The sequence below is a fragment of the Mycobacterium sp. NPDC050041 genome, assembly GCF_049541695.1.
GTDB lineage: Bacteria > Actinomycetota > Actinomycetes > Mycobacteriales > Mycobacteriaceae > Mycobacterium.
The window spans coordinates 246,080-272,612 of the sequence record NZ_JBMVDG010000006.1 but is presented as its reverse complement, the minus strand read 5'-3'; the positions used below and the strand labels follow the sequence as shown (position 1 = coordinate 272,612).

Sequence of the window (26,533 nt, the reverse complement as noted above, 5' to 3'; positions counted from 1 at the left end):
GTTCCACCCCGGCGCGCGGCCCCCACCAATCAACGTAGCTTGGGCGGCCGATATTGACGCAAGCAACGCCGCGGCTTGTGCGGTGGCGGGACAAGCCGTACGCCAACGCGTACGCCAACCACGCGGATTCCGGGCCGATCCACGGGTGTCCGCGGCTGTGGACAATTCGCGCTGACCTGCGCAGACCGGACTCGCGTGAACGCCCACAAACACCGTTCAGCTACCTGGGGGTCAAGTGGTCGCAGGTTCAAATCCTGTCAGCCCGACAAAAGTTTTAGCAGTTCAGAGGCCGTTTCGGAGCCGGATCGAGTTTCGCTGATGCTTTCTCTGTATCCGCAGGTCGCCTCGGGTGCCGACGTAGTGTCGCGGCATGGACCGCATATGGCAGTGGGCTTGGGATCGATATGCAGCGAGGTACTCGTGGGCGGTCTTCGCGATCACCTCCCTCGCGGTAATGCCGGTCTGGCTTGGTTCGGCGCTTCTCCTGGTTGTGTTTGAGGGGTCCAATCGCTACGTCGAGGCCGCCGCCGTCATGGTGGCCGTCGTAGTGGTGATGGCGTACATGGCGGCTCTTCCCGGTGTGGGCCCGAGCCGCCTCGTGGACCGGTGGGCGGCAGGGCACGATGTCGATCGGGTGAGGGCATTGGAGGCCACCTACGCCTGGGCCCGGGAATCGGTTGTCCGGATAGTGGGGGCGGCCGGTGTTGGGATCGCATTGCTCTTTGTCGTTGTCGCTGCGATCGCCGGGACGACGGGATCGCGGCTGGTTCAATACGGGATTCTCGGCGCGGTCTTCGGCGCGGTCTCCTCGCTGATTATCATCCACAGCTTCGTGGAAGCAGCAATGCGACCAGCGAGGATCGCCATCGCCGGGGGTACGGGAATCGGTGACGCCCTCCCTCGCTCCCGGCCGACCTTCGCCGCGTGGTCGAACGTGTCCATGCTCGCGGCCACGTTCTCGTTCGCCGTCCTGGCTGCGATGCTGGCGGCGGTGTTCCATTGGGCCAGTGAGGCCCCCGTACTCGCCGTCGGGATCGGGGGCGCATTGACGCTTGGCTTCGCCCCGCTCGTCGTGGGTGCTTCGTTCTCCCCGTCGCTGCAGCCCATTCGTGATCTGGCCGAAGGAACCGAACGGGTGGCGGCCGGTGACTACAGCCAGCGCCTGCCGGTGGTTCAGGACGATGACCTGGGTGCGCTGTCGGCGTCGTTCAACCGGATGCAGGCCGGTTTAGCTGAGCGGCAACGACTTCAGGCGGCGTTCGGCACCTACGTCGACCCCGCCTTGGCGGCGCGTCTACTGGAGCAGGGTGACGATGTCTTCACCGGTGAACGCCGCGAGGTGAGCGTGATGTTCGTCGACATCCGCGACTTCACCCCGTTCGCCGAGGCGAACCCCGCCGAGGACGTTGTCGCCCGGCTCAACGCCCTGTTCGAGGTCGTGGTGCCTGCTGTCGTTGATGCCGGTGGGCATGTGAACAAGTTCCTCGGCGACGGCGCACTGGCCGTCTTCGGCGCGCCAAACGATTTGGCCGATCATGCCGATGCCGCCCCGAACGCTGCTGTTGTGATTCAGCGTCTGGTGGCCGAACGATTCGGCGCGGAGCTTCGGATCGGCATCGGGATCAACACCGGTCTGGTGATCGCCGGGACAATCGGCGGTGGAAGCAAGTTGGAGTTCACTCTGATCGGTGACACCGTCAACGTCGCCGCCCGCGTCGAGCAACTCACCAAAACCACCGGCGACACGATCCTTCTCACGCACCAGACCGTCGGGGCCCTGGAACACCGACCGGACGGACTCATCGACCGGGGATCGCATGCGTTGAAGGGAAAGTCAGCCGCCCTACAGGTCTACGGCCTCGACTCACAAACCCATATGTCTTGTTGACGCCGTCAACGCCTCTCCGGCGTCGTCAGCACCACATCGGCAATCGCCGCGCAGGTGGCCTCACGGTAAGTACCTACGTAGCGCACTTCCTCCGGAATGAGAAGGTCGCCGAACTCGCAGTAGGTATCAGCATGGGCGGTGGGAACCGCCCAGAGACGGGATTGACAGGGCAGCAGCAGCGACGGCGGCCAAGGCCTTCATCATCGTCGCCGGCATCAACGACCCGGCCCCGTCGAACTGGAGGGCGGCACAGACGTCGAGCTGTCGGGTCCGGCCGAAGTCGACGGGGAGGGTGCGGCGGCCGGGAATCCACCGGAAAGCTGTGCCGCCACATCTGGATACAGCTGACCGAGGATCGGCGCGAACAGTGCATTCTGCGGTGAATCGCCCTGCGGGGTGAGATACACGGTCGTCAGGATGACCACCGTGGTGCCGGCCTTCGGGTCGTGTGCGGCGAGTCCGGAGAAGCCAACGATGTTCCCCGGATGGCCGTACATCGGGCCTGCGCCCTCCAATCCGAATCCGTAGGTTCCGAACCCGAGCTTGGATGCGCCACCCGGATCGGAGGGGTCCATCGGTTTCATGTTCTCCAGCCGCCACTGCCGGGTCGCGTCGTCGAGCAGCGGTCCGGCCACCATCGCCTCGATGAAGTCGGCGACGTCCTCCGCCCGAGAGATGACACCACCGGCCGTCCATGCCCACGATGGATTGTCGTTCGTGTGATCGGCGGGCTGGAGGTCCCCGGCCAGCGCCGCCTTGAGCTGAGCCTCGGGCAGGGGTCCGTCGAATGCCTCATTGGGCCCCCACATGTATCCGCGGGGATGCGGATCGGGCAACGCAGCATCGGCGGGGGCCGGCAACATCGTGTTGCGGAGTCCGAGCGGATCGAAGATCCGGGCCTGCAGCGCGGCCGCCGCCGTCATGCCCGTGAGCTTCTCGATGACCAAGCCGAGCAGCACGTAGTTGGTGTTGCTGTACTCGTAGCGGCTGCCCGGTGGGAAGTTCTGAGGGTGGGCGAACGCGATCCCGAGGAGCTGCTGCGGGGTCCACACGGTGTCGGGATGCTTCTCCAGGGTGGCGGCGAACTGGGGGTCATTGGCGTAGCTGTACAACCCGCTGCGCATCTCTGCCAGCTGTTGGATGGTGATGCCGTCCCCGTTGGGGACCCCAGGTACGTACCGCGATATGGGATCGGTGATCGCCAGCTCGCCCTCTTGTTGCAATTGCAGGATGACGGTGGCGGTCATCGACTTGGAAATGCTCGCTATGCGGACGTGGTCGTCGATCGAGGGCGGCGCGTCGCCTCCGGTGCCGGCCACGCCGAATGTCGCGCTCCAATCACCCTTGTCGGGGCTGCGGACCAACACGATCGCACCGGGGATCCCGTTTTCTTTCAGAATGGGTGGGAGCTGCTCGTTGAGGGCTGCCGCGTAGACGGGCATCGGCGGTATCGCACTGGCGCCGGGTGGTCGCGAGGGTTTGGCGCACGCTCCGAACACCGCCCCCGCGCCGATAGCACCGGTGAAGAACAACAACGATCGGCGTCGGATCATCGCATCGGTCCTCAGTTCTGGTGCGACGGAGTGGGAGTCCATCGCGAAGCCAGGGCGTCGCAGATGGCGCGCTGCTCACTGTCCTCCAGGTCGTGCATGAGAAGCCCTTCGACGGTGAAGATGCCGATCATCACTTCGGCGTCCACCGTCTGGGTGGAGACTCCCGCGTTCTCGAGTTCGAAGCGGAACATGCTGCCGGTGATCGCGTGGAAGTTCCGATGCCATTCGGCGACGGCCGGTGAGTGCTCGACACGGGCGTGCACCGTCGTCACGAGGCGACTCATCTCCGTGAGCTTCCCGACCACCCAGAGCAGCCGGGCTGCGATCGGGTCGCCCGCAACCTCCTGATATTGCGGCCACACGTCGGCCATCACGGCAGTCAGGACCGCGATCAAGACGTCGTCCTTATCGCCGAAGTACCAATAGATCGTGTTCGGAGCCACCCCGGCTTCCTTCGCGAGTCGGCTCATCGACGTGGCGTCGTAGCCGGCGTCGATGAACAGCTGCCGTGCCGCGGCCACGATCTCAGCCCGCTTCTCGTCGGCGGCTTGGGGACGCTTGTTGCGCGCCATGGCGTCCTTCCGTCGACCGGGTGAATCACATTTGTTGAATGCCGTTCAAGAGACTGCTATGTTTTGTTGAATACCATTCAAGATACTTGATGAGGATTAATGCCGTGCCTGACCCATTCAGCTACGTTCGACACGACGTCACCTTCGCCTCCGACGGCACACCCTGTGCGGCCTGGCTGTATCGGCCCGACGGCGTGCCGAATCCGCCGATCGTGGTCATGGCGCACGGGTTCGCCGCATTCCGGGAGCTGCGCCTGGACGCCTACGCCGAACGGTTCGCCCAAGCCGGCTACGCCACGCTGGTGTTCGACTACCGGTCCTGGGGTGCATCGGGCGGGGAGCCCCGCCGAATCTTGGACATCAAGGGCCAGCAGGCAGACTGGTCGGCTGCCATCGCCTACGCCCGCCACCTCGACGGTGTCGACAACACCCGGGTGGTGGGCTGGGGTTCCTCCTTCGGCGGCGGGCACGTCCTGGTACTGGCTAGCCACGACCACGACCTCGCCGCGGCAATCGTGCAGGTGCCGCACGTCACCGGCCCAGCCTCGGCGTTCGCCCAATCCCCGAAGCTGGTCTCGCGGTTGATTCTCGCGGGTCTGCGAGACCGGGTGGGTGACTGGCTGGGACGTCCGCCCTACCGGGTGGCCGCCATTGGACGACCGGGCGATGTTGCGATGATGACCTCCCCGGGGGCGGCGGACCTGGTGGAACGGATGGCCGGGGACCGCCGCGAGGAACTGCTCGCCGAAAATGACGTCGCCGCGCGTATTGCCCTGGGGGTGCCGTTCTACTCTCCGGGCCGTCACGCCGCCAAGATCACCGCACCCACGCTGGTGCAACTGGCCATCAAGGACGACGTCACCCCGTATGCGAAGGCTCGAAAGATCGTGTCCCGCATCCCCAAGGGCGAGGTGAAGTCCTATGACTGCACGCACTTCGAGCCCTACCTGGACCCGCACTTCGAGCAGATCGTGACCGATCAGATCGCCTTCCTGGACCGCCACGTCGGAGCACCGCGAACCGCGGCCTGACCAATCCGCGCATCTCGCGCACGAAAGGAATTCCCATGACGACTCAGCGACGAGCCGCCCTCATCACCGGAGCCTCCGCCGGTATCGGAGCAGCCTTCGCCCGCCATCTCGCCGCCCAGGGTTTCGACGTGCTGCTCGTCGCCCGTCGCGCCGAGCGTCTCGAAGAACTGGCAGTCGAGCTGCGTCAGGCGCACGGCGTGCGCGGCGAGGTCCTCACCGCCGACTTGACCGACCCCGGTGCCCCGGCGGCAATCGTCGGTCACGCCGAGAAGATCGGCTTGCCCATCGACGTGCTCATCAACAACGCCGGCCTGTCGTCGAGCACGAAGTTCTCCGAGACTCCGTGGGAATCGGTGGCCGCCGAGATCCAGCTCATGGTGACCGCGACGACCGAGCTGGCCCATCGGGTGATTCCGGGCATGAAGCAGCGCCGATGGGGGCGCATCGTCAATCTGTCCTCACTGGCCGCGATGGCTCCGCCCGGGGAGGGTCTGCTGTACACCGGGATCAAGGCCTACGTGCTCAACATGTCCCAGTCTCTTGACATGGAGCTCAAGCCGCACGGCATCCATGTGACAGCACTCTGCCCCGGCTTCACCCACAGCGAGTTCCACGACGTCATGGGCACTCGTGACGCGGCGGATCGACTGCCCGGATTCCTGTGGCAGGAGCCCGATGCCGTCGTCAGCGCAGGGTGGGCCGCGGTCACCAAGGGCAACCCGGTGTGCGTGCCGGGCACGGTCAACAAGCTCACCGCCGCGGCGATACGACCCATTCCGCAACGCATTCAGTACGTGATGGGCCGCACCTTCAACCCGTTCAAGTAGGGGACGGTCCGGCCGGATGCACTTCGGTGTGGTCAGTCGCCGGCGCTGACGTCCGGTGTAGCAGGCAGGTGAATGACGAGCAGCGCGAAGAGCGCGATGACGGCGTTGCGGAACGCGGCATCGGATCCGTTCCAATCGGACGAACGCCACATCTGGAACCATTCGCCGCCGATGGCGAGGAAACCCCCGAAGAACAGCACAACGATCATCGTCAGCCCGATGGTCGCCAGGGCGCGTGCCCGTCTCCTGTTCCGCACCGAACGCGTAAACCACCAGACCGTCGCCGCTGCCAGTGCCACACCGGCAAGGAGTTCCCACGCGATGACGCCCGTGTACGCGGCAGTCTGAAGTGGCCGGGACTCGATTGCGTGCCACATCACCGACGGGTCGAGATTCTGCCCCGCCGGCGCACCGAAGTTCGCCGTGTCCATTGACAGAACGTGTTGAACGAACGCCTGATTGGTGGCGAAATCGGTGATGTTCCCGAATGCGACCAACAGCATGAAGAGCGCGTTCAGTCCGACGAGCACTCCACCGACAGCGAAAGGGCTACCCATGGCTAGCCAACGCGGCTGCGATCGATCAGCGCCGTCGATGGTCTTCAAGGATTTCATGCCCGACTTCTCCGATCAGAGTGCTTATCGACGTGCGTGTCTGGAGCATGGAGCCGAAGTGGCCACGAACAGCCGGCCGACTTCCTAAGGTAGCGCTATGGCGGAAGACGAAGTAAACCCGGACGTGATCGACGACCTGAACAAGCGGGCGGACGAGGATGACGCGGAATTGCCCGAAGACGTCGAGGTGCCACTCAATGTCAGCGATGACGAGGCGGTGAAGGCCGTCAAACAACAGTTCAAGGATGCCGGCACCGAATGCACCGACGACGAGGCGCTCGAGTTGGTCAAGGCCGCCAGGAACAAGGCGGAGAAGAAGAAGGCAGAGAAGAAGGATTCTGACGACAAGTCGGACGACGACTCGAAGGACGACTCCGACGACAAGTCGGACGACGACTCCAACGACAAGTCGGACGACGATTCGAAGGACGACTCGAACGACAAGTCGGACGATAAGTCGGACGGCGATTCTGACGACAAGTCGGATGACGATTCAAAGGACGACTCGGACAAGTAGGTCGTGACGTCCGTCAGGGCATCGACGCAACAGTTGTAACCCGGTGTGGCACTGTGAGGGCCGTGTCGACTAATCCGATCGTGCTCGAGACGACCACCACGCCCGCGGGCGCCGACGTGGTGACGCTGACCTTCGACAACGGCCCGCTGAACCTGTTCGACCAGGCGACGTTCGACTCTCTGGTCGCCCGCATCGCGGAGGTGACCGCGAACCCGCCGCGGGCAGTGCTGCTCCGCGCCGAGGGCAAGGTCAACTCGGCAGGCGTCGACGTCCATGTCTTCGAGGGGTTGACCGCGGAACAGGGCGCGGACCTGTGGCGGCGACTATTCGCTGACGTGATCCATCCCCTCGAGCAGCTGCCGTGCCCGGTGGTGTACGCGGCGCACGGGCTCACTCTCACGGCGGCGTTCGAGATCGCGCTCGGCTGCGACATCATTCTGGCGGCGCCGAAGGCCAAGTTCGGACTGGTCGAGATCGTGGTGGGGTTGACGCCGTCGATGGGCGGACCGCAGCGGCTCGCGGAACGGGCCGGCTCCGGCCGCGCGCGGGAGCTCGTCATGACGGGTGATCTCTACGATGCCGCGACCATGGCCGACTGGGGCGTGGTGAATGCCGTTCACGACGACGTCGACGCCGCCGCCCGCGCACTCACCAACCGCCTGGCGGACGGACCGACCAAGGCGAATGCGGCGACGAAAGAGGTCATCGCAGCGTGGCGATCGGGCGGTGTTCGCCATGCCGACGAGGTGACCCCCGAGGTGTCCGGCGCGCTGTTCGCCACCGAGGATCTGCAACGTGCGGTGGCGAGCTTCCTCGAAGCCGGTCCCGGCCACGCGACGTTCGACGGACGTTGATCGGCGCCACCGCAGTCGCGAGATCTGCTGCGCGGTGGACTGGCTGTACATGAATCGCCGATCGCCGCGAGCCTCCGACGCCTTCTGTTTGACCCCGTCTTCGGCCGACCGGCACGGGCATTGGGCGTCATCGATGTCACGAGCGACTCGGTCTTTCGGTGTAACGTTCAGCAGGCGTTCTACCCCGATCGGGGAGGTGGCCGATGGCGGGAATGGGTCTTCCCGGATTGTGGCTGTTCTTGATCTTGGTGGTCGCGGCGTCGATTGCTCTCGCGGTCTTCGGTATCTGGCTGGCCAACCGCACGGCGGACGGCCGCAAGGACCGCGAATCCAACACTTCGCTCTCCCCTTTCCTGACCACCGTCGCTCTGGTCTACGGCGCGCTCCTGGGATTCACGGTCGTCGTGGCATGGGAGCAGTTCTCCTCGGCCGAGGCGACGGTGAGCAACGAGGCCTCGACGCTGACGACGATGTACCGGCAGACCGTCGGCATGTCGGGCCCGAAACAGAGTCAACTCCGCGACGCATTGCGCGATTACACGATGGCTGTCGACGCCGAGTGGGACAGCCAGTACGAGGGCGACGGCAACGAAGTGGCCCGCTCGGCGATCACCGACATGTACCGAATACTGGGTAAGCAACCGGCCGATGAGGCCTCGCGACCCCTCGACGGCGAATTCCTCAAGCAATTGGCCACCCTCGCCTCGGACCGTAACGCCCGGTTCCTCGACGCTAGGCCGCGAATACCCGGTTTGCTCTGGGTCGGTCTCCTGTTCGGCGGCGTGCTGCTCATCGCCCTGATGACCTTCTCGCGACTGGAAAACCGGCGAGTCCACCTGCTGCTGTCCGGTTCTGTGGCGGTACTACTCGGGCTCCTGCTGTTCATCGTGTTCTGGCTCGACCGGCCGTTCGGCCGCGACCTGGGCGTCACGCCGGCGCCGTTCGCAGACGCGTTGACGATCTTCGACACCGTGGACCGGGGGAGTTAGGAGAAGCCATCGACTCGACGTCGTACCCCTTTGGCCTCGAGACGATGTGTCTGTACCGCAGACTATTCGGCCAAGCATCGACCGGCGGCCGACAACCCGGGTGAGACGATCCGCCGCAGCATGTCGTGCTCGGCCGCCGGATCGCCGAGGGGCAGGTACACAAGGGACAGCACGACGTGGACGACCCAAACCGCCGCCTGCGGATCGTCGGTCAGTCCGGTGAGTTCAGCGGCGATGCGCACCAGCGCGGGTGATGACTGCAACTCACCCAATTCGGACAGCGTCGTCGAACCCGTCATCAGCCGTCGAAGCGGCTCCGACCGCATCTCGGCGAGTGCCACCGTGATCGCTGTCAGCACCCGTTCAGGACCGCTCAGGTCGGCGACTGCGGAGCGCACGGTGTCAACGACACCCGCGGCCAGGCGCATCAGGACCGCATCTCGAATCTGCGACTTGCCGCCCGCGTATCGGTAGACCGTGGCTCTCGAGCAGTGCACGCGCTCAGCCAGGGCTTCGATGTCGAACGCGTCCAGTCCGTCGCGGAGCGCGAGGTCGGTCGCGGCGGCGTAGATCCGGTCGGCGGCGGCTGCACGACGATCGCCGCCGACGACCCAATCGTCTCGAACCACCGCGTACCCCTTCTAGACGTTTGTGTCTGGTCTTCGCAGAACTGAGACGTTACGGCATAGATATCTCAGCGTTGCCGCTTGTGAACGAGCTTCAGTGAGACAGGGGCCCGCTTCACCGGTGAGGTGCCGTCTCAACCTCGACGCGCCGCGTTGACGCCGACGCCCGACGGCGCTCAGCGTTGACCAATGACACCGCGGGCGGACCCTCTGGGCATTCAGTTGTTCGACAGCCGATACCTGCAGGATCCCTACCCGCTGTACCAGCGCATGCACGCCTCGGGACCGGTTCACCGGGTGGGTGACTCCGGTTTCTACGCGGTGTCCGGATGGGACGCGATCAATGAGGCGGTGACGCGGTGTGTCGACTTCTCCTCGAATCTGACCGCCACGATGAAGTACGACGCCGATGGCACGGTGAGCGCGTTCGCCATGGACGGACTCGGCGGACCGACGCAGGTGCTGGCCACTGCTGACGATCCGGCGCATGCGGTTCACAGGAAGGCGCTCGTGCGGCATTTGGCGGCCAAGCGCATCGGGACCGCAGAGCCGTTCATCGCCGAGACCGCGACCCGACTCTGGGACGCCAACGGCCGAGATGGGCGGATCGAGTGGATGGGCGCGGTGGCCAACCGTCTGCCGATGATGATCGTCGGACGGATCATCGGCGTCCCCGAAGAGGATGTCGACAGCCTCGTGGCTTGGGGGTTCGCCGCGACGCAGTTGCTGGAAGGTCTGGTCGACGACGATGTCCGCACCGCAGCAGGCGTCGCGGTCGTGGAGCTGAGCAGCTACATCGCGGCTCAGTTCCATCACGCCGCAGGTTGCCCGCGGGACAACCTTCTCGGCGACCTCGCCACGGCCTGTGCGGACGGCGAGCTGGACGACATCACCGCGCAGGTCATGATGATCACGCTGTTCAGTGCCGGCGGCGAATCCACCGCCTCGTTGATCGGTTCAGCTGCGTGGGTGTTGGCCACGCGCCCGGACATTCAGCAGCAGGTACGGGATCGACCCGAACTGTTCGGCGCCTTCCTGGAGGAGGTGCTGCGATTCGAGCCGCCGTTCCGCGCGCACTACCGCCACGTCGTCACCGACACCATGTTGGCTGGGGTAGAGCTTCCGGCCGGGTCACGTCTGGTCCTGCTGTGGGGCGCGGCCAATCGGGACCCATCGCAATTCGATGATCCGGAGTCGTTTCGACTCGATCGTGCTGTCGGCAAGCGGCACATCGCATTCGGCAAGGGTGCGCACTTCTGCGTCGGTGCCGCCCTGGCGCGTCTGGAGGCAACGACCGTGCTCAGTCAGCTCCTGCAGCGAACCACCCGTATCCGAGCGGCCGAAACGGCACGATGGCTCCCGAGCCTGCTCGTGCGGCGTCTCGATCGCCTCCCACTCGAGTTCGCTTGACGCGACGGGGAATACACGTCACCTGACGGGTCGGATGTCGGGCAGCGTCCAGGTCTTGTCGAACAACGCTGGTGTGGGGTCGGTTCCGACTAACCGAACACCCCGGCCGTCGCCAGCGCCACCCGTCGCCGCGCGCGCCGCGGCTGGTCACCGAAGCGGTCAATGGCCCAGGAGACCGCCAGGACGAGTTCGAACAACTCCTCGGCGGTGACGGAACCCGACGCCGATCCATGGTCACAGGCTCGCAGCAGGAAGTCGCGGGTGCGGTCCGTCAGCCGCGTGTTGACGTCCTTGACCGGTGAGTCGGCGTCGTCCACTGCACCGGCGATGCAGGTCGGCAGGTCGTGCCAGATGCGCAGTCGCCACGCGAGCCGGAAGAGCCACTCGCGCAGCGCATCGTCGGCCGACCTGCGATCGAAACCGTCGGCCTCGGCGAGCAGGTCCGCGACGCTGTCCTCGATCACCGCCGCCAGCAGGTCGTCTCGGGTGGGGAAGTTGCGGTACAGGGTGGCGTTGCCGACGCCGGCGGCGGTGGCGATGCCGTCGATGGAAGCGAAGATCCCCTCGGTGTCGAAGGCCGCTCGAGCAGCACGCAGGATCGCCTCGCGATTGCGCCGTGCGTCGGCGCGCAGCGGACGCGACACGGTGGCCACCGATTCCGCCTCCGCTCCCAGGAATAACTGGGGATGCTCCCCACTTGTGTAGATGGGGATGTACCCCACTTACTCACATACTAGGCGGGAGTCACGATGACGGAGCAACTCGAGGGTCGGACGGTGCTGATCACCGGAGCGAACGGCGGTCTCGGCGGTGAATTCGTGCGACAGGCGCTTGCGCGCGGTGCGCGACGCGTCTACGCGACCGCCCGGACGCCGCGGCACTGGAACGATGACCGCGTGGTGCCCTTACCCCTCGACCTGACCGACACGGCGTCGGTCGCCCGTGCCGCGGCGACCGCGACGGACGTGGATCTCGTGGTGAACAACGCGGCCGTCGCACCCGAGGAGGACTTCTCCGTCCTGACCGGTGACGAGGACGTCGCGCGCCGGATATTCGAGACCAACTTCTTCGGCAATCTGCGCGTCGCCAAGGCTTTCGCACCGGTGCTGGCCGCCAACGGCGGCGGCGCCCTGCTCAACGTGCTGTCACTGGCCGCCTGGATTCCGATGCCGACGGCCTATGCGGCGTCCAAGGCCGCGATGTGGTCGGCCACCAATGCTCTGCGCGCCGAACTGGCGGCGCAGCAGACCAGCGTCACCGGGCTGATCGTCGGGATGATCGACACCGCGATGGTCACCCGATTCGAGGTTCCGAAGAGCAGTCCGGCGAGCGTGGTGGGGCAGGCATACGACGGTGTCGCCGCCGGAGCCTTCGAGGTGCTCGCCGACGAGGACTCCAAGGACGTCAAGGCCCGCTTGAGCGGCAGCGTCGAGGAGCTCAATGCCCATCTCGCCGAGGCGCTCGCGGCCGTCACGGTCTGACGGTGGCCCACGGTCTCAGCAGTAGGACGTCATCCCGCTCGGGTGAATGTTCGAGATCACCGCGCCGGGCGGGATGGGCTGGCCCAGAGCCATGCACCACGGCACACCGTTCTTGAGCACCATGATGCCCGGGCCGGCACTGGGTTTCGGGTTCAGCGCCTCGTTCGCCTGATCGACGCCCTGCTGGACGTTGTCGATGACTTCGTTGGCGATACCCGCGCCCGGGTTCTTCTGCTGCTCCTGGCACTGCTGGTCCTCCGGAGCGCAGGGCGGTGGCGGATCGGCATCGGCGATCGGCGCCGCCAGCAGGAGGGCGGCGGCGCCGGCCGCCAGGGCCGATGCCACGAAGGTCGAGTGTGTGCGCACGCGATGACCCTAGCGGCGATCACCGTCCGTCCACCACGCGAGACAGCAACCACGGCATCGAGTGCTTGTCAACGCAATCAACCCCACGGGCTACACCGGTGCGGGTCCAGAGAAGTGCCTGCTCAGCGGGCTGGCTGGCCTGCTCTGCGTTGATCTTGAGCAACAGATGGCCATCCCGCTCGGCGGTCGATCCGCAAAGTCCACGCCCCCTCGGACAGCTCGGCCAGATTCTTCAACTGGGTGTGAGGATCCATCGAAGCGGTGACCGCGAAGCAGCGGTTTCGTGTACAGCTTCTGGGTGGGCTCAGCTCTCAGCGACCGAACGCGCTGGCTGCCGGCCGCGACACACGACCTAGGAGCGCATCCCCTGTGAAGATCATGCACGCCATCGCTGCCGTGGTGGCTTCGACGCTGGTGCTGACCGGTTGTCAAGACGCCGAATCCGCGCCGGCCCCAGCGGCATACCCTTCGGGACCCGTCACGATGACGGCCGGGGCCAACCCGGGCAGCGGATTCGACCTCACGATCCGCTCGGTCGTCGACGCGCTGCAGAAGGAGGGCATCGTCGACGTGCCGCTCCCGATTCAGAACAGGCCGGGCGCGAGCGGCGCGGACTTCCTGGCCACCATGGTCGAACAGGACAAGGGCAGGGACGATCAGGTCTCCGTCACGTCGCTGTCGATCATGATGAACGAGCTGCGCGGTGTGTCGAAGTACGGGTACGGCGACGTCACGATGATCGCCCGTCTGATGACCGAGTACTACGTCGTCGTCACCGCTGCGAACTCCCCGTTCAGGAATCTCGGTGACCTCATGACCGCGATCAAGGCGGATCCCGGACGTGTCGCGGTCGGCGCGGCCAACGACGACCAGGCCCCCTTCGACCTCCTGGTCAAGGCGGCCGGCGGTGACCCGTCGACCATCAGGTACGTCACCCATGAGGGAGGCGGCGACCAGATCACTGCGCTACGTGACGGCTCGATCGGCGTGGCGATCGGCGGCGTCAGCGAGTTCGTCGGCCAACTGAAGTCAGGGGAGCTCGCGGCGCTCGGCGTGCTCGCCGAGAACCGGCTGCCCGGTCTCGACGCCCCCACCGCACGGGAACAGGGACTCGACGTCACGCTGTCGAACTGGCGCGGCCTCTACGGGCCACCGGCCATGCCGGAGGTCGCCGTCGCGTTCTGGCAGAAGGCGATCGGCGAGATGGTGAAATCGACCACCTGGCAACAGATCTCCGAGCGCAATCAATTCACCACCACCTTCATGACCGGCCAGGAGTTCCAGACCTTCCTGGCCGATACCCAGGCGGACGTCAAGGCCGCGCTCGGCGACGCAGGCCGCTGACCAGCACTGCGCCCCGAGCGGCGGCCTTGCCCGACGACTAGGGAAACCTTGCCTCCCACAGCGGAACTCTGGCTCGCAAGCGATTACGGACACCCCCCTGCGGCGAGCAACATTCTTCTCAGCACCCAGGCACCAGCCCCGCCCGAGAGGAACTCACCATGACCACTTCGAACACCCACAAGCTGACCCGCTTCCGCTACGCAGCCACGATGCTCGGCGCGCTCGCCATCTTCGCCCTGGCCCCAGCCACCGCGCACGCCACCGACAACGAGCCCGGCCCCGCCGGCAGTTGCAACTACACCGACGCCGACGGCTACAACATCCCGATCGACGACGGCCAGGACGTCTTCGTCGACGGAAAGATCGTCTCCTGCCGCGGCGGGACCATCGTCGTCACCACCGCGCCCAAGCGCGGCGCAGGCAACATCCGGCCCCAGATCGTCGACCCCGGCCTCGCCGTCGTCGAGCAGTCGCCCAAGCCGCCCAAGCAGCCGGGCCCGGTCGCCCAGAATCCGCCGCTCGTCGCCGCACAGCCCTGACATCCGAGCCGCCCACCCGGCCCGCCACCACCAGGTGGCGGGCCGGCCGCATTCCCCGAGCGTGTCGAGCGGACGAAAGCCGGCGACGAGGGGAAGATCGCAGGCATGCTGGCCCTCGAACTGCTGACGCGCGTCGGCCTGGCCACGGCCCTGGGCATCGCCATCGGCTTCGAACGCCAGTGGCGGTCCCGGATGGCGGGGCTGCAGACGATGGCGTTGGTCAGCATGGGCTCCGCGCTGTTCCTCATCCTCAGCGCCTACAGCTTCGACCAGGAAGGCGACCGGCTCCGCGTCGCGGCGCAGATCGTCTCCGGCGTAGGTTTTCTCGGCGCCGGCGTCATCATGAAGCACGGGCTGTCCGTCACCGGCCTCAACACCGCAGCCACCCTGTGGGCGACGGCTGCCGTCGGCGCGCTGGCCGGTGCGTGGATGTGGCGCGAAGCCGTTGCCGGCGCCGTCATCGTCGTCGCGGGGAACTGGTTCCTGCAGCCTCTCGGAACCCGGCTGGACCGGATGACCACCAAGGGCGGGCGCGACGTGACGCCGGCCGAGTACCGGCTCAGTGTCGTGTGCGGCGCCCGCGTCGAAGCGGTGGTCAAAACACTGTTGACGCAAGCCCTGCCGGCGCCGCACTTCCAATTGCGGGCGGTGCAGTCGCTACCGGCGCACACCGCCGATCAGACCGAACTCCGAGCCGACTACGCGACCGCCGTCCGCGACGACCAGTCCGCCGAAGACGCCGTCCGTGCGCTGAGCGGGCAGGCCGGGGTGACTTCGGTGCGATGGGGCCTGCTCAACGAGCAGGCGGCCGACTGGTCGACGTGAGGGCACGGGTGATCTGAGTGCGAGTGCAGACGTTCTTCGAGCGGGCCACCCAGGTGTTCGAGGTGTCCGGTGTGCTGTCGATGGTGGTGGGCTTCGTGTTCGCCTTCGCCCTCGCCGCGGTGATCTGGGGGCGAACCCGCGACGGCGGCCGCGCCTTCAAGTCGCTGCGCAACTCACTCGGTGGGGCGATACTGCTCGGCCTGGAGTTGCTCGTGGCCGCGGACATCGTCAAGACCGTCACCTCGACACCGTCGCTGACCGATGCGGCGGTGCTGGGGATGATCGTCCTGATTCGGACGGTGCTGAGCATCACCATCGAGGTGGAGGTCGACGGCGTCGCGCCGTGGCGAAAGGCCCTCACGACGGGTCCGCAGGTGCTGGCGCGGGCCGCACGAGAGTCGACCCGACCCACGCAGGAATGACGACGTCGTCAGCTTCTGACCTTTGAGTCAATTTGCTGCCGGGTCAGCTTGGGGGGCCATAGATTGTGGACAGACCCGGCCGCCTAGTGCCGGCCGGACAGGAGATCAACGGTGGCCAAGCCCGACATCAGAAGAGCGATGCGGCTGGCGGGGATGCGTCCGCTGCCCCATCTGCCTTCACGTCGGCCGGTCGATCTGGCGGGCAAGCGGATCCTGCTGACCGGCGCATCAGCCGGCATCGGTGCCGTTGCTGCCGAGAAGCTCGCCGCCCGCGGCGGCTCGATCATCGCGGTCGCCCGCCGCGAACATCTGCTCGCCGAACTGGTCGATCGCATCACCGCACACGGCGGCCGGGCCGTCGCCATGACCGCCGACCTCGCCGACCTCGACCAGGTAGACCACCTCGTGGCGGAGGCCGGGCCGGTCGACATCCTGATCAACAACGCCGCCAGGTCGATTCGCCGGCCGCTGGCCGACTCGCTGGACCGCTGGCACGACGTCGAACGCGTGATGGCGCTCAATTACTACGCGCCACTGCGACTCATGCGGGGCCTGGCGCCCGGCATGTGCGCACGCGGCGACGGCCACATCATCAACATCGCCACCTGGCGGGTGCTGCCCGAATCCTCGCCGCTGTTCGCCGTGTACAACGCGTCGAAGGCGGCACTCAGTGCGGTCAGCCGCGTCATCGACACCGAGTGGGGCCATGCGGGCGTGCACTCGACCACCGTGTACTACCCGCTGGTGGCGACCGCGATGATCGCGCCGACGCGCGCCTACGCCGGGCTGCCCGCGCTCACCCCGGACGAGGCGGCGGAGTGGATGGTGACCGCCGCGCGCCACCGGCCCGTCCGCATCGCGCCCCGAAAGGCCCTTGCACTGCGGGCTCTCGATGTCGTCGCGCCACGAGCGCTCAACCGCCTGCTCGAGCGCGAGACCAACCGGATGAATGCCCGCACCGCCGAAACCGCTTCGGTGGACGGCATTCCGGCGTCTCGGGGGTGATGATGCCGCCGGCGACCGCCAGAACCGGGTACCGTCCCGAAAACCTCGTGCTGGCAGCGGCTCTCACCACCGCCGCCTTCTTCTGTGTCGCGTTGGTGGGTGCGCTGGCCAAGGTGTCGGGTCAGTACACCTCGACCGGCGTCCTGTTGCTCGCCCAGAACCTGATCTGCTTCTTGTTCATCGCCCCGGTGGCACTGCGGGGCGGACGGGCGGCACTGCGGACCAACCGGATCGGCATGCACATCCTGCGGGCGACGATGGGCACCGCCTGCTGGTACGCGCTGTTCTTCGCGATCACCCAGATCCCACTGGCCAACGCCACCCTGCTGACCTACACCGCACCGCTGTGGATGCCGCTGGTCGCCTGGTGTGTCACCCGGGCACGCATCTCCGGGCTGACATGGGCGGGCGCCGGACTCGGCTTCGCCGGCGTGCTGCTGGTGCTGCAGCCCCAGGGCCACCGCTTCGACACCGGCGAGCTGTCCGCACTGGCAGGCGCAGTGTTTTTGGCCGTGGCGATGATGTCGGTGCGCTGGCTCGGATCCACCGAGCCGGTCATGAGGATCCTGTTCTACTACTTCCTGCTCTCCACGCTGCTGTCCGTCCCCGTCGCCGTCCTCGACTGGCAACCGATCCCCGCGCAGGCCTGGGTGTGGCTGGTCGCCCTGGGATGCGCGCAGATGGGCTCACAGGTCCTCATCGTGCTGGCCTACCGCTACGCCTCGGCGGAGAAGGTGGGGCCCTTCATCTACACGGTGATCGTCTTCACCGCCCTGATCGACTGGGTGGTCTGGCATCACGCGCCGACACCGGTCACCTATGCCGGGATGGTGCTCGTCATCGGTGGCGGCCTCCTCGCCGTCCGTGCGAGACCCAAACCGGTACCGTCGAACCCTTGATGAGTTACTTCCGCGAACTGCGGACCAACTGGCAGCCACTGGCCGCGGCGACCTCCGGCCTCAGTGCCGGACTGAGCCTGAGCGCCTACACCAATGCTGCGATGGGGCCGCAGTTTCTGGCCGAGTTCGGCTGGAGCCGGGCCGATTTCGCACTGACCGGTGTCATCACCCTGCTCACCTTCGTCTTCCTGCCCGTCTACGGGCGCCTCACCGACCTCTTCGGCGTGCGCCGGATCGCGATCCTCGGCGTCACCGGTCTGCCCGCCTGCTGGATCGCCTATTCGCTGATGTCCGGGCCGATCTGGCAGTACTTCGCGATCAACGTCGTGCTGATCGCGTTGGGCGTGACGACGACCCCATCGGTGTACAGCCGCCTCGTCGCGACCCGATTCCAGGAGGCGCGCGGTCTCGCCCTGGCGATCGCCATCTCCGGACCGCCTCTGCTCGGCGCGATCGGAGTCCCCGCCCTGGAGGCGGTCAACGGCGCCTACGGCTGGCGGGTGGGCTGCCTGGCGATCGCGGTCGTCATCGCGGCAATCGGCGTGCTGGCCCTCGCCCTCATCCCCACCGAAGACCGGACGCTGCGTCGCGCCGCCCGAGAAGCAAACACCCGCAACGACTACCGTGCGATCGGGCGGAGCCGGGTGTTCTGGATCCTGCTGGCCGGTGTGCTGCTGTGCAACCTGTACCACTCGGTGACCACCACCCAGCTCGGCGTGATGCTGGGTGACTCGGTGCCGGCAGGCCAGGCGGTCGCCCTGCTGGTGTCCGTCTTCGCCGTGGCCGTGATCGTCGGCCGGTTCGCCTGCGGCGTCGCCCTCGACCGGCTGCCGCCCCAGATCGTCGCGGCCGTGGCGATGGGACTGCCCGGCCTCGGCTGCCTGCTGATCGCGTCACCATGGGACAGCTTCGTCGTCGTCGTGGTGGCGGTGTGCTGCCTCGGGGCTGCCTGGGGCGCCGAGGGCGACGTCATCGCCTACCTGGTGGCGCGTCGCTTCCACCTGACGATCTACAGCACCGTGCTCAGTGTGCTGTCGGCCGCCATCGGCGTCTCCTCGGCACTCGGCGCCCTGATCCTGAGCCGCAGCCTGCAGGCCGGCCCCAGCTTCAACGGCTTCCTGACCTTCGCAGGCGCTGCGGCATTCGTCGGGGGAGCGCTGTTCCTGCTCCTCGGTCGTCCGTCCGCGGTGGTGGCGGCCGAGGTGGGCCGACCGCCGGCCGAGGAGACCGTCCCCACCGACACCGCGGAGCGCTGAACCCGGATTCGGCTCAGCCTGCGGCGACCCGGACCACCCGGTCGGGCACCGCCGGATCCAGCACGAGCTCGGCGATGCGAGTGCGGTGGTCCTCGGCGCTGCCCAGCAGCGCCGCATCGGTGGTGGCGCGCTTGAAATACAGATGCGCCTGGTGCTCCCAGGTGAAACCGATGCCGCCGAGCACCTGGATGGTGTCGGCGGCGATGCGGCTCAGCGCGGCCGAGGTGGTGGCCTGCGCGATGGCGGTGGCCAGGGCGGCGTCATCGGACCCGTCGGTCAGCGCCCACACCGCGTGATACGCCGTCGACCGGGCATGCTCGGCCTCGACGAGCATGTCCGCCAACCGGTGCTTGACCGCCTGGAACGACCCGATCGGCCTGCCGAACTGCAGCCGGGACTTCGCGTAGTCGACGGCCAGATCGAGCAGATGCTGTGCGGCGCCGACCTGTTCGACGGCCAGCAGTGCCGCACCCACGTGCAGGGCGTGCTGGATCACCCGCGGCGCCTCGTCCGGGCCGGCGATCAGCGTGGCCGTCGCGCCGGCCAGTTCGACCGCCGCCTGCGGGCGGGTCAGGTCGAGTGTCACCAGCGGCGACCGCGTCACCCCGTCGCCCGTCGTGTCGACCGCGTACAACCCCACGCCGCCGACTCCGGTGGCGGCCACCAGCAGCACGTCGGCTGCGCCTGCGTCGACGACCTGCGGCAGTGAACCCGTCAATGCCTCACCCTCGACGGTGACCGTCACCGCGCCCGGATCGAAGACGCCGGCGCGCTCACCCACCGCGAACGCCGCGGTCCGGGCGCCCTCGACGAGATCGGCCAGCAGGGCGTCACGTGCCGGCCCCGCCGACGCGGCGACCAGTGCGGGAACAGCGAGGTACACCGTCCCGAACAGCGGCCCGCACGCCAGCGCGGCGCCGAACTCCTCGACCGCCACCGCCTGGTCCACCAGGTTGCCGCCCGCGCCGCCGTCGGATTCGGGCACCGACAGTCCCAGCACGCCGAGTTCGGCGCCGAGCCGGGACCACAGCTTCGCGTCGAACGGCGGGTCGGACTCCATCAACGCCCGTACCGCCTGCTCGTCGAAGTGCTCGGCACAGAACTTTCGCACCGCGGCCCGCAACTGCTGCTGTTCGTCGGTGAACCTGAACTTCTCAGCCACGGGGGATCTCCTTCCACGGCATGCCCGCATCGGCACGCAGGTCGCCTGGCAGGCCGAGCACCCGCTCACCCAGGATGTTGCGCATCACCTCGGACGTGCCGCCCTCGATGGTGTTGGCGCGGCTGCGCAGGAACCGCTGCTGGATCGGGCCGCGCCAGTCGGTCTCCTCGGCGGCCCGGCCGCCGTCCTGCATGCCGTAGCCGTGGTAGAGCAGTCCCTCCGGGCCGAGGAAATCCATGCACCACTGATAGATGTGCTGATTGAGTTCGGCGCCGACGAGCTTGCCGATCGAGGCCTCGGGGCCGGGCCCGCCGACGGTCGCCGAGGCCCGCGAGCGCTCCGACGTCAGCCGCTGCGCCTCCGAACGCAACCACAACTGGGTCAGCCGGTCCCGCAGCACCGGTGTCTGCCGCTCGGGCCGCGACGCCCACAGCGCCACCGCGTCGGCGATGGTGCCCGCGCCGCGGCGGCTGCCGCTGCCGCCGAGCGCGCTGCGCTCGTTCATCAGTGTGGTCATCGCGACCGCCCAGCCGTTGCCGATGTCGCCGAGGCGGTGGGCGTCGGGGATCCGGGCGTCGTTGAAGTAGACCTCGTTGAATTCGGCGTGGCCGGTCAGTTGGCGCAGCGGCCGCGTCTCGACGCCCGGCGCGTGCATGTCGATCACGAAGTAGGTCAGGCCCTTGTGCTTGGGCACGTCAGGATTGGTGCGTGCGAGCAGCAGCCCCCAGCGCGCGCGGTGGGCCAGGCTGGTCCACACCTTCTGGCCGTTGACCACCCACTCGTCACCATCGGGCACCGCCGAGGTCGACAGCCCCGCGAGGTCGGAACCGGCACCGGGCTCGGAGAACAGCTGACACCAGATGTGCTCCGTCGTGGCCAGCGGCCGCAGCCACTCCCGCTTGAGGTCGTCGCTGCGGGCGTGTTCGCGCACCGTCGGCGCCGCCATGCCGTAGCCCATCGGATTCAGCCCGAGCGGCACCGGTCCGCCCGCGCCCTGCAGGATGCCGTCGGCGACGGCCTGCAGCCCGCGGGAGAGTCCGAGGCCGCCGAGCCCGTCGGGGAAGTGCACCCAGGACAGGCCGGCGTCGTAGCAGGCACCCAGGAATTCAGGGATGGGCACGGACTTCGGATCGTGTTCGGCGACTACGGTGCGGGCGAGTTCGGCGACCCGCTCGGTTTCGGCGACGGTGCTCATGAAGTGCTCCTCCAGCGTGTCGGCTGCGGAATCGCGCCCGGCACGCGGCTGCGACCACGCGCCCACTGTGACCGTACCGGCGGGCCGCGACCACCCGACGGGCGACCGGACCGAGCCGGCTGCGGCGAACTGCACCGTGGGTGTCGCCGCGAGTGGTGCTGCGTGTCGCGCCGGAGCCGGCGATGGCAGCAAAGTCTCGCAGCGCCGCATGGCGCAGCGCCGGACGGCCGGTGCGGGGTCGTCGTGCAGGGCACATCACACGGGAGGTGTGTGCGAGGCAATACTGGTAACCGCCGCCACAAGCGGACCGCTTCGCCACTGACCGAACTGACGCCGGGAGAACAGACCAATGAGCGCCGAGAAGCCGACCATCATCTACACGCTGACCGACGAGGCGCCGATGCTGGCGACCTACGCCTTTCTGCCCATCATTCGGACGTTCACCGAACCGGCGGGCATCAACGTCGAGACCAGCGACATCTCGGTGGCGGCGCGCATCCTGGCCGAGTTCTCCGACCGGTTGACCGAGGAACAGAGGGTGCCCGACAACCTGGCCACGCTCGGTGAGCTCACCCACTCGCCGGATACCAACATCATCAAGCTGCCGAACATCAGCGCCTCGGTGCCGCAGCTGCTGGCCGCCATCAAGGAACTCAAGGCCAAGGGCTACGACCTGCCCGACTGGGTGGGGGAGCCGAAGAACGACGAGGAGAAGGCGATCAAGGATCGCTACGCCAAGATCCTCGGCAGTGCGGTCAACCCCGTTCTGCGACAAGGCAACTCGGACCGTCGCGCTCCCAAGGCGGTCAAGGAGTACGCCCGCAAACACCCGCACAGCATGGGCCAGTGGTCGCAGGCGTCGCGCACGCACGTGGCCACCATGCGCGGCGGCGACTTCTACGCCGGCGAGAAGTCGATGACGATCGAGCAAGACCGCAAGGTCAAGATGGTGCTCAAGACCAAGAGCGGCGAGACCATCGTGCTCAAGCCCGAGGTCGCCCTCGACGCCGGCGACGTCATCGACAGCATGTTCATGAGCAAGAAGGCGCTGTGCGATTTCTACGAGCACGAGATGCAGGACGCCTACGAGACCGGCGTGATGTTCTCGCTGCACGTCAAGGCGACGATGATGAAGGTGTCGCACCCGATCGTGTTCGGGCATGCGGTCAAGGTCTTCTACAAGGACGCATTCGCCAAGCACCAGAAGCTTTTCGACGAGCTCGGCGTCAACGTCAACAACGGCATGTCCGACCTCTACGACAAGATCGAGAAGCTGCCGGCCTCTCAGCGCGAGGAGATCGTCAACGACCTCCACGCCTGCCACGAGCACCGGCCCGAGCTGGCGATGGTTGATTCGGCCCGCGGCATCACGAACTTCCACTCGCCCAGCGACGTGATCGTCGACGCGTCGATGCCCGCGATGATCCGGCTCGGCGGCAAGATGTACGGCGCCGACGGGCGCACCAAGGACACCAAGGCGGTCAACCCGGAGTCGACGTTCTCCCGGATCTACCAGGAGATGATCAACTTCTGTAAGACCCACGGACAGTTCGACCCGACCACCATGGGCACCGTGCCCAACGTCGGCCTGATGGCGCAGAAGGCCGAGGAGTACGGCAGCCACGACAAGACCTTCGAGATCCCCGAGGACGGGGTGGCCGACATCGTCGACATCGACACCGGCGAGGTGCTGCTGAGCCAGAACGTCGAGACCGGCGACATCTGGCGTATGCCGATCGTCAAGGACGCCGCGATCCGGGACTGGGTGAAACTCGCGGTGACACGCGCGCGCGAGTCGGGCATGACGGCGTTGTTCTGGCTGGACACCGAGCGTCCGCACGAGGCCGAACTGCGCAAGAAGGTCAAGGCCTACCTGAAGGACCACGACACCGAGGGCCTGCACATCCAGATCATGCCGCAGGTGTGGGCCATGAGGTACACGCTGGAGCGGGTGATCCGCGGCGAGGACACCATCGCCGTCACCGGAAACATCCTGCGCGACTACCTGACCGACCTGTTCCCGATCCTGGAACTCGGGACCAGCGCCAAGATGCTGTCGATCGTGCCGCTGATGGCGGGCGGCGGCATGTACGAGACGGGTGCGGGCGGTTCGGCGCCCAAGCACGTCCACCAGCTGGTCGAGGAGAATCACCTGCGGTGGGATTCGCTCGGCGAATTCCTGGCCCTGGGCGCCTGTTTCGAGGACCTCGGCCGCAAGACCGACAACAAGCGGTCGGTGCTGCTGGGCAAGACGCTGGATTCCGCCATCGGGAAACTGTTGAACAACAACAAGAACCCGTCCCGTAAGGCCGGTGAGCTCGACAACCGGGGCAGCCAGTTCTACCTCGCGATGTACTGGGCGCAGGAACTCGCCGAGCAGACCGACGACAAGGAACTGGCCGAGCATTTCGCCACCCTGGCCAAGACCCTGGAGGAGAAGGAGGACGCGATCGTGTCCGAACTCGCCGAGGTGCAGGGCGATGCGGTCGACATCGGCGGCTACTACTACCCGGACCGCGAGAAGACCACCGCGGTGATGCGGCCGAGCAAGACGCTCAACACCGTGCTGGAAAGCGTCACCGAGGAGCCGGTGACGGAGAAGAGCTAGCCGCCGTCCGTCGGGCGCTGCGCCACAGCGCTTCGGCGGCCACGGCCGGCACCTGCAGCCGGCGCGCGGCGTCCCTCGCGGCGGACGGCAACGACTCGGCGGGCGGAAGCACGGGCAGCCGGGCGGCCATCGCCCCGATGTGGCCGTTCCCGGGGGCCGGTGCCGGTCGCGACGCCGTGGTGAACGCACCCATCCACGCGCTGAGTTGATCGGCGTGCGCCTGCTGGGTCTGCCCGTCGATGGCCCACGTCAGGTAGGCCCGCAGCGCCACGGTGGCATGCACCCGTTCCCACAGCGCGGCCGAGATCAGCTCCGGATGGTCGTAACTGGCGTCGGTGACCAGCTGCCAGCCGTACCGCAGCATGGGTGGTGCGATGAAAGTCGCCGTGGTGCGCAGCGTCGGGTCGGTGCATCGCAGTGACAGCGCCTCGACATCGGGGTGGGCATCGCCGACGAGTTCCCGCAGCCGCCGCACCAGTGTGTCGAACTGCTTCTCCTGCTGGGGATTCGGCGCCGCCGCCTGCTTCATGGCGAGCAGCAGCAGGTGTCCGCCGATGATGCCGGCGATCGGGCTGGTGACATTCGTGACCAGCATGTCGACGAGCTGTTCGCCGTGCCCCTCGGCGAGGATGTTGCGGTTCAGCGCCAGCGCCACGCGGGCGCCCTCGACGGCGGCATCCTCGTCGGCGGATCGCGGCACGCCGTGCCTGCGCATGAACAGGGCCACGCCGGCGAGTCCGTCGGGGTGTTCGGCCGACGGCGTTTCGTGTGCGGCGCGCTTGACGGCGACCTGGGTGATCCAGCCCGGTGAGACGACGAGGCATCCCTCGTGGCGTCGGCCGTCGTCCCGGCTCTGCCTCAGGAAGTAGACGCCGGGGTCGAGCGGGCGTTCCCAGACGGCCACTGCGTCGACGCCCGGCTGTCCGTCGACGTCACACTCGGCGACGAGGTCGCCCAGCGGTACGCCTGCGGCGTCGACGAGTTCGAGGCCGGCCATCGGGTGGGGGACTGCGATCGCGGACTGGCCGGGGTCGCTCCAATGCCGGGCCAGCAGCGAGATGCCGGAGCTGCCGTGCACGAACGGGGTGTGACGGCTTCGGCCTTCGGCCGCGTCCGCGAACGGCGTCTCGTGCGTGCCGAGGGTCGACGCGGTTCCCGGGATGGGCGCCGCGGACGCGAGTTGGGGCGACTTCACCCGGCCCGGCACGCCGTGGCGGTCCAACAGCACGACCTGGTCGCACACCATGGTGATGTCACGGCCGAACTCCACCCGCACCTTGTAGACGCCGGGGCTGTCGACCTCGTGCACCTCCCCGGTGCCGTCGAAGACACGCTCGAACCCGTTGTCCATCACGCTGATCGCCGCCGACGGGTTGTCCGCGACCACGTCGAGCGAGAAGAGCTCCGTTCCGTCGGACTGCCCGACCGCGGGACCGGTGTCGCTGACGGTCTCGGGCACCCGTCCGGCGCCGCTGACCTGGAAGCCGTGCCGCAGTCCGGCTCCCGGCACCTCGGCCACGTACAACCCACGCAGCAGCTCGCCGCTCCACGACCCGTTGCGCACCGTTGCCGACACGGCCTCCACCAGGGGGCGACCCGTCCAGATGTGTAGCGGCTCGCCCTCGGCTTCCGCCGGGAATGTCAGCTGCACAGGATATTTGAGCCGCGCCGGCAGCCGATGGAACACCAGCCCGTCATCGGCGCGGACGAACGGGTAGAGGTCGACCGCCGTGGAGTTGCGCGCAGAATCCGGAAGGAATTCGGGCATCACCGTCAGCAGGAAGTTGCGCAGGCTGTGTCCGGTGACACGGCCGCGCTCGTCGGCGGCACCTCCCTGCAGACCTCGCAGCAGCGTCCAGGTGAAAACGCCGTGGACCTGCCCGTCGTCCATGCGGTGCTCCAGCGCGCTCTTCGTCTGAGCGGCCAGGCCGAGGAAGGCGGGGACGGCCGAACCGGTGCCGATGCGGGTGCGCAGCGGCACTTCGTTGACCGGGATGGACTGAGAGAAGTTCATGCAACAGTCCATCCACAACACCACCTCCCGGAATCGCTGCGCCGTGCGAAACCACTGCATCCAGCCGTGGGCGAACACGTGCTCCGGGCTCATCTGGGATGCGTTCGCAGTGAACAGCGCGCCCTCCTCGAGCCGCGGGGCGAAGCCGTGCCCCGAGAAGTACAGGTACAGTCTGCGTCCCGACGATTCGCGGGTCTGCTCCTCGACCCACTTGAGGGCCCGTTCGACCTGTGCCGTCGCCGGCTCGGGATCGTGCGCGTCGACGGGATCGTCCGAGCGGATCAGCCGCACGTCGTCCTCCGCCAGAGCGCCCCCGTCCGGGTCGACCAGCCAGCTCTTCACGGCGAGCGCGTCGTTGTGCGGCCCGTCGAGATCGGGAGCGGCGCCGTCGGCCGCCAGTTGTGGATACCGCGAGATGCCCACGACCACAGCGAGGTCTCTCATGACTGTCTCCCGTTCCGTCGAGGCCCGTCTCTGCCAAGGCAAGACCCGGGTTCCGCGCACGGAACCCGGGTGCCCTCGTCACCTGTCGCGGT

The 26,533-nt window shown here is 67.3% G+C and carries 25 protein-coding genes; 16 read left to right on the top strand and 9 right to left on the bottom strand.

From position 1 onward, the window contains the following. Window positions 1–370: 370 nt before the first annotated feature. On the top strand, window positions 371–1,888 hold the full coding sequence (locus tag ACPCHZ_RS20175) for an adenylate/guanylate cyclase domain-containing protein (protein WP_423486349.1): 1,518 nt from the start codon (window positions 371–373) through the stop codon (window positions 1,886–1,888). Between the two features lie 215 nt (window positions 1,889–2,103). Here the strand turns inward: ACPCHZ_RS20175 and ACPCHZ_RS20170 are convergent, their stop codons facing one another. Next, on the bottom strand, window positions 2,104–3,330 hold the full coding sequence (locus ACPCHZ_RS20170; RefSeq protein ID WP_423486348.1) for a serine hydrolase domain-containing protein: 1,227 nt from the start codon (window positions 3,328–3,330) through the stop codon (window positions 2,104–2,106). Window positions 3,331–3,452: 122 nt separating this feature from the next. Next, window positions 3,453–4,013: a TetR/AcrR family transcriptional regulator gene (locus ACPCHZ_RS20165; protein WP_423486347.1), complete on the bottom strand. Its 561-nt coding sequence runs from the start codon at window positions 4,011–4,013 to the stop codon at window positions 3,453–3,455. 104 nt (window positions 4,014–4,117) lie between these two features. On the opposite strand from ACPCHZ_RS20165, the gene ACPCHZ_RS20160 reads away from it, so the two are divergent. Together ACPCHZ_RS20160 and ACPCHZ_RS20155 are read left to right on the top strand one after the other, a co-directional pair. Continuing rightward, window positions 4,118–5,044 (top strand): alpha/beta hydrolase, encoded by a 927-nt coding sequence (locus ACPCHZ_RS20160; RefSeq protein ID WP_423486346.1) that lies wholly within the window; start codon window positions 4,118–4,120, stop codon window positions 5,042–5,044. Window positions 5,045–5,079: 35 nt separating this feature from the next. Beyond that, on the top strand, window positions 5,080–5,871 hold the full coding sequence (locus tag ACPCHZ_RS20155; RefSeq protein ID WP_423486345.1) for an SDR family NAD(P)-dependent oxidoreductase: 792 nt from the start codon (window positions 5,080–5,082) through the stop codon (window positions 5,869–5,871). A gap of 32 nt (window positions 5,872–5,903) precedes the next feature. Here the strand turns inward: ACPCHZ_RS20155 and ACPCHZ_RS20150 are convergent, their stop codons facing one another. Beyond that, complete coding sequence (locus ACPCHZ_RS20150) at window positions 5,904–6,485, bottom strand: DUF2165 domain-containing protein (protein WP_423486344.1); 582 nt, start codon at window positions 6,483–6,485, stop codon at window positions 5,904–5,906. A 97-nt stretch (window positions 6,486–6,582) separates the two neighbouring features. Between ACPCHZ_RS20150 and ACPCHZ_RS20145 the strand changes: the two genes are divergently transcribed. The 3 genes from ACPCHZ_RS20145 (at window position 6,583) to ACPCHZ_RS20135 (ending at window position 8,845) form a co-directional block, all read left to right on the top strand. Continuing rightward, window positions 6,583–7,002 (top strand): hypothetical protein, encoded by a 420-nt coding sequence (locus ACPCHZ_RS20145; protein ID WP_423486343.1) that lies wholly within the window; start codon window positions 6,583–6,585, stop codon window positions 7,000–7,002. A gap of 62 nt (window positions 7,003–7,064) precedes the next feature. Beyond that, window positions 7,065–7,856 (top strand): enoyl-CoA hydratase/isomerase family protein, encoded by a 792-nt coding sequence (locus tag ACPCHZ_RS20140; RefSeq protein WP_423486342.1) that lies wholly within the window; start codon window positions 7,065–7,067, stop codon window positions 7,854–7,856. A 203-nt stretch (window positions 7,857–8,059) separates the two neighbouring features. Then, window positions 8,060–8,845 (top strand): DUF4239 domain-containing protein, encoded by a 786-nt coding sequence (locus ACPCHZ_RS20135; protein ID WP_423486341.1) that lies wholly within the window; start codon window positions 8,060–8,062, stop codon window positions 8,843–8,845. Between the two features lie 62 nt (window positions 8,846–8,907). On the opposite strand, the gene ACPCHZ_RS20130 is transcribed toward ACPCHZ_RS20135, so the two are convergent. Further along, on the bottom strand, window positions 8,908–9,474 hold the full coding sequence (locus ACPCHZ_RS20130; protein ID WP_423486340.1) for a TetR/AcrR family transcriptional regulator: 567 nt from the start codon (window positions 9,472–9,474) through the stop codon (window positions 8,908–8,910). Between the two features lie 186 nt (window positions 9,475–9,660). On the opposite strand from ACPCHZ_RS20130, the gene ACPCHZ_RS20125 reads away from it, so the two are divergent. Further along, complete coding sequence (locus ACPCHZ_RS20125) at window positions 9,661–10,881, top strand: cytochrome P450 (protein WP_423486339.1); 1,221 nt, start codon at window positions 9,661–9,663, stop codon at window positions 10,879–10,881. Window positions 10,882–10,970: 89 nt separating this feature from the next. On the opposite strand, the gene ACPCHZ_RS20120 is transcribed toward ACPCHZ_RS20125, so the two are convergent. After that, a complete protein-coding gene (locus ACPCHZ_RS20120) occupies window positions 10,971–11,603 on the bottom strand; it encodes a TetR/AcrR family transcriptional regulator (protein WP_423486338.1) in 633 nt (210 codons plus the stop codon). Window positions 11,604–11,630: 27 nt separating this feature from the next. Between ACPCHZ_RS20120 and ACPCHZ_RS20115 the strand changes: the two genes are divergently transcribed. Further along, entirely contained in the window at window positions 11,631–12,362 is a 732-nt protein-coding gene (locus tag ACPCHZ_RS20115; protein WP_423486337.1) for an SDR family oxidoreductase, read from the top strand. 15 nt (window positions 12,363–12,377) lie between these two features. Here ACPCHZ_RS20115 and ACPCHZ_RS20110 read toward each other — a convergent pair whose 3' ends face one another. Then, window positions 12,378–12,728, bottom strand: coding sequence for a hypothetical protein (locus tag ACPCHZ_RS20110; protein ID WP_423486336.1), 351 nt, complete (start codon window positions 12,726–12,728; stop codon window positions 12,378–12,380). 378 nt (window positions 12,729–13,106) lie between these two features. Between ACPCHZ_RS20110 and ACPCHZ_RS20105 the strand changes: the two genes are divergently transcribed. The 7 genes from ACPCHZ_RS20105 (at window position 13,107) to ACPCHZ_RS20075 (ending at window position 19,018) form a co-directional block, all read left to right on the top strand. Next, complete coding sequence (locus ACPCHZ_RS20105) at window positions 13,107–14,072, top strand: Bug family tripartite tricarboxylate transporter substrate binding protein (protein ID WP_423486415.1); 966 nt, start codon at window positions 13,107–13,109, stop codon at window positions 14,070–14,072. Between the two features lie 158 nt (window positions 14,073–14,230). Next, window positions 14,231–14,611 carry a hypothetical protein gene (locus tag ACPCHZ_RS20100; protein ID WP_364983410.1) on the top strand — a complete coding sequence of 127 codons (381 nt, stop codon included), beginning with the start codon at window positions 14,231–14,233 and terminating at the stop codon, window positions 14,609–14,611. Between the two features lie 105 nt (window positions 14,612–14,716). After that, entirely contained in the window at window positions 14,717–15,436 is a 720-nt protein-coding gene (locus ACPCHZ_RS20095) for an MgtC/SapB family protein (protein ID WP_423486335.1), read from the top strand. A gap of 17 nt (window positions 15,437–15,453) precedes the next feature. Next, on the top strand, window positions 15,454–15,858 hold the full coding sequence (locus ACPCHZ_RS20090) for a DUF1622 domain-containing protein (protein ID WP_423486334.1): 405 nt from the start codon (window positions 15,454–15,456) through the stop codon (window positions 15,856–15,858). A 111-nt stretch (window positions 15,859–15,969) separates the two neighbouring features. After that, window positions 15,970–16,863: an SDR family oxidoreductase gene (locus ACPCHZ_RS20085; protein WP_423486333.1), complete on the top strand. Its 894-nt coding sequence runs from the start codon at window positions 15,970–15,972 to the stop codon at window positions 16,861–16,863. Window positions 16,864–16,910: 47 nt separating this feature from the next. Further along, complete coding sequence (locus tag ACPCHZ_RS20080; protein ID WP_423486332.1) at window positions 16,911–17,762, top strand: DMT family transporter; 852 nt, start codon at window positions 16,911–16,913, stop codon at window positions 17,760–17,762. Then, window positions 17,762–19,018, top strand: a complete 1,257-nt coding sequence (locus ACPCHZ_RS20075) for an MFS transporter (RefSeq protein WP_423486331.1) — start codon at window positions 17,762–17,764, stop codon at window positions 19,016–19,018. The genes ACPCHZ_RS20080 and ACPCHZ_RS20075 overlap by 1 nt, the downstream gene beginning before the upstream one ends. A gap of 13 nt (window positions 19,019–19,031) precedes the next feature. Here ACPCHZ_RS20075 and ACPCHZ_RS20070 read toward each other — a convergent pair whose 3' ends face one another. Next, window positions 19,032–20,180 carry an acyl-CoA dehydrogenase family protein gene (locus ACPCHZ_RS20070; protein ID WP_423486330.1) on the bottom strand — a complete coding sequence of 383 codons (1,149 nt, stop codon included), beginning with the start codon at window positions 20,178–20,180 and terminating at the stop codon, window positions 19,032–19,034. Beyond that, window positions 20,173–21,375: an acyl-CoA dehydrogenase family protein gene (locus ACPCHZ_RS20065; protein WP_423486329.1), complete on the bottom strand. Its 1,203-nt coding sequence runs from the start codon at window positions 21,373–21,375 to the stop codon at window positions 20,173–20,175. The genes ACPCHZ_RS20070 and ACPCHZ_RS20065 overlap by 8 nt, the downstream gene beginning before the upstream one ends. 349 nt (window positions 21,376–21,724) lie before the next feature. Between ACPCHZ_RS20065 and ACPCHZ_RS20060 the strand changes: the two genes are divergently transcribed. After that, the gene (locus tag ACPCHZ_RS20060) at window positions 21,725–23,983 is read left to right on the top strand and encodes an NADP-dependent isocitrate dehydrogenase (RefSeq protein ID WP_423486328.1); all 2,259 of its coding nucleotides are present in this window, start codon (window positions 21,725–21,727) and stop codon (window positions 23,981–23,983) included. Here ACPCHZ_RS20060 and ACPCHZ_RS20055 read toward each other — a convergent pair. Continuing rightward, the gene (locus ACPCHZ_RS20055) at window positions 23,952–26,441 is read right to left on the bottom strand and encodes a caspase family protein (protein WP_423486327.1); all 2,490 of its coding nucleotides are present in this window, start codon (window positions 26,439–26,441) and stop codon (window positions 23,952–23,954) included. The genes ACPCHZ_RS20060 and ACPCHZ_RS20055 overlap by 32 nt on opposite strands. Window positions 26,442–26,533 lie beyond the last annotated feature (92 nt).

Excerpts from the sequence above, each read along its gene's own strand:
- ACPCHZ_RS20155 (WP_423486345.1), top strand. The coding sequence starts at position 5,080 with ATGACGACTCAGCGACGAGCCGCCCTCATCACCGGAGCCTCCGCCGGT.
- ACPCHZ_RS20175 (WP_423486349.1), top strand. The coding sequence starts at position 371 with ATGGACCGCATATGGCAGTGGGCTTGGGATCGATATGCAGCGAGGTAC.
- ACPCHZ_RS20115 (WP_423486337.1), top strand. The coding sequence starts at position 11,631 with ATGACGGAGCAACTCGAGGGTCGGACGGTGCTGATCACCGGAGCGAAC.
- ACPCHZ_RS20075 (WP_423486331.1), top strand. The coding sequence starts at position 17,762 with ATGAGTTACTTCCGCGAACTGCGGACCAACTGGCAGCCACTGGCCGCG.
- ACPCHZ_RS20150 (WP_423486344.1), bottom strand. The coding sequence starts at position 6,485 with ATGAAATCCTTGAAGACCATCGACGGCGCTGATCGATCGCAGCCGCGT.
- ACPCHZ_RS20055 (WP_423486327.1), bottom strand. The coding sequence starts at position 26,441 with ATGAGAGACCTCGCTGTGGTCGTGGGCATCTCGCGGTATCCACAACTG.
- ACPCHZ_RS20105 (WP_423486415.1), top strand. The coding sequence starts at position 13,107 with ATGCACGCCATCGCTGCCGTGGTGGCTTCGACGCTGGTGCTGACCGGT.
- ACPCHZ_RS20100 (WP_364983410.1), top strand. The coding sequence starts at position 14,231 with ATGACCACTTCGAACACCCACAAGCTGACCCGCTTCCGCTACGCAGCC.
- ACPCHZ_RS20125 (WP_423486339.1), top strand. The coding sequence starts at position 9,661 with ATGACACCGCGGGCGGACCCTCTGGGCATTCAGTTGTTCGACAGCCGA.
- ACPCHZ_RS20060 (WP_423486328.1), top strand. The coding sequence starts at position 21,725 with ATGAGCGCCGAGAAGCCGACCATCATCTACACGCTGACCGACGAGGCG.
- ACPCHZ_RS20135 (WP_423486341.1), top strand. The coding sequence starts at position 8,060 with ATGGCGGGAATGGGTCTTCCCGGATTGTGGCTGTTCTTGATCTTGGTG.
- ACPCHZ_RS20065 (WP_423486329.1), bottom strand. The coding sequence starts at position 21,375 with ATGAGCACCGTCGCCGAAACCGAGCGGGTCGCCGAACTCGCCCGCACC.
- ACPCHZ_RS20165 (WP_423486347.1), bottom strand. The coding sequence starts at position 4,013 with ATGGCGCGCAACAAGCGTCCCCAAGCCGCCGACGAGAAGCGGGCTGAG.
- ACPCHZ_RS20170 (WP_423486348.1), bottom strand. The coding sequence starts at position 3,330 with ATGCCCGTCTACGCGGCAGCCCTCAACGAGCAGCTCCCACCCATTCTG.
- ACPCHZ_RS20095 (WP_423486335.1), top strand. The coding sequence starts at position 14,717 with ATGCTGGCCCTCGAACTGCTGACGCGCGTCGGCCTGGCCACGGCCCTG.
- ACPCHZ_RS20145 (WP_423486343.1), top strand. The coding sequence starts at position 6,583 with ATGGCGGAAGACGAAGTAAACCCGGACGTGATCGACGACCTGAACAAG.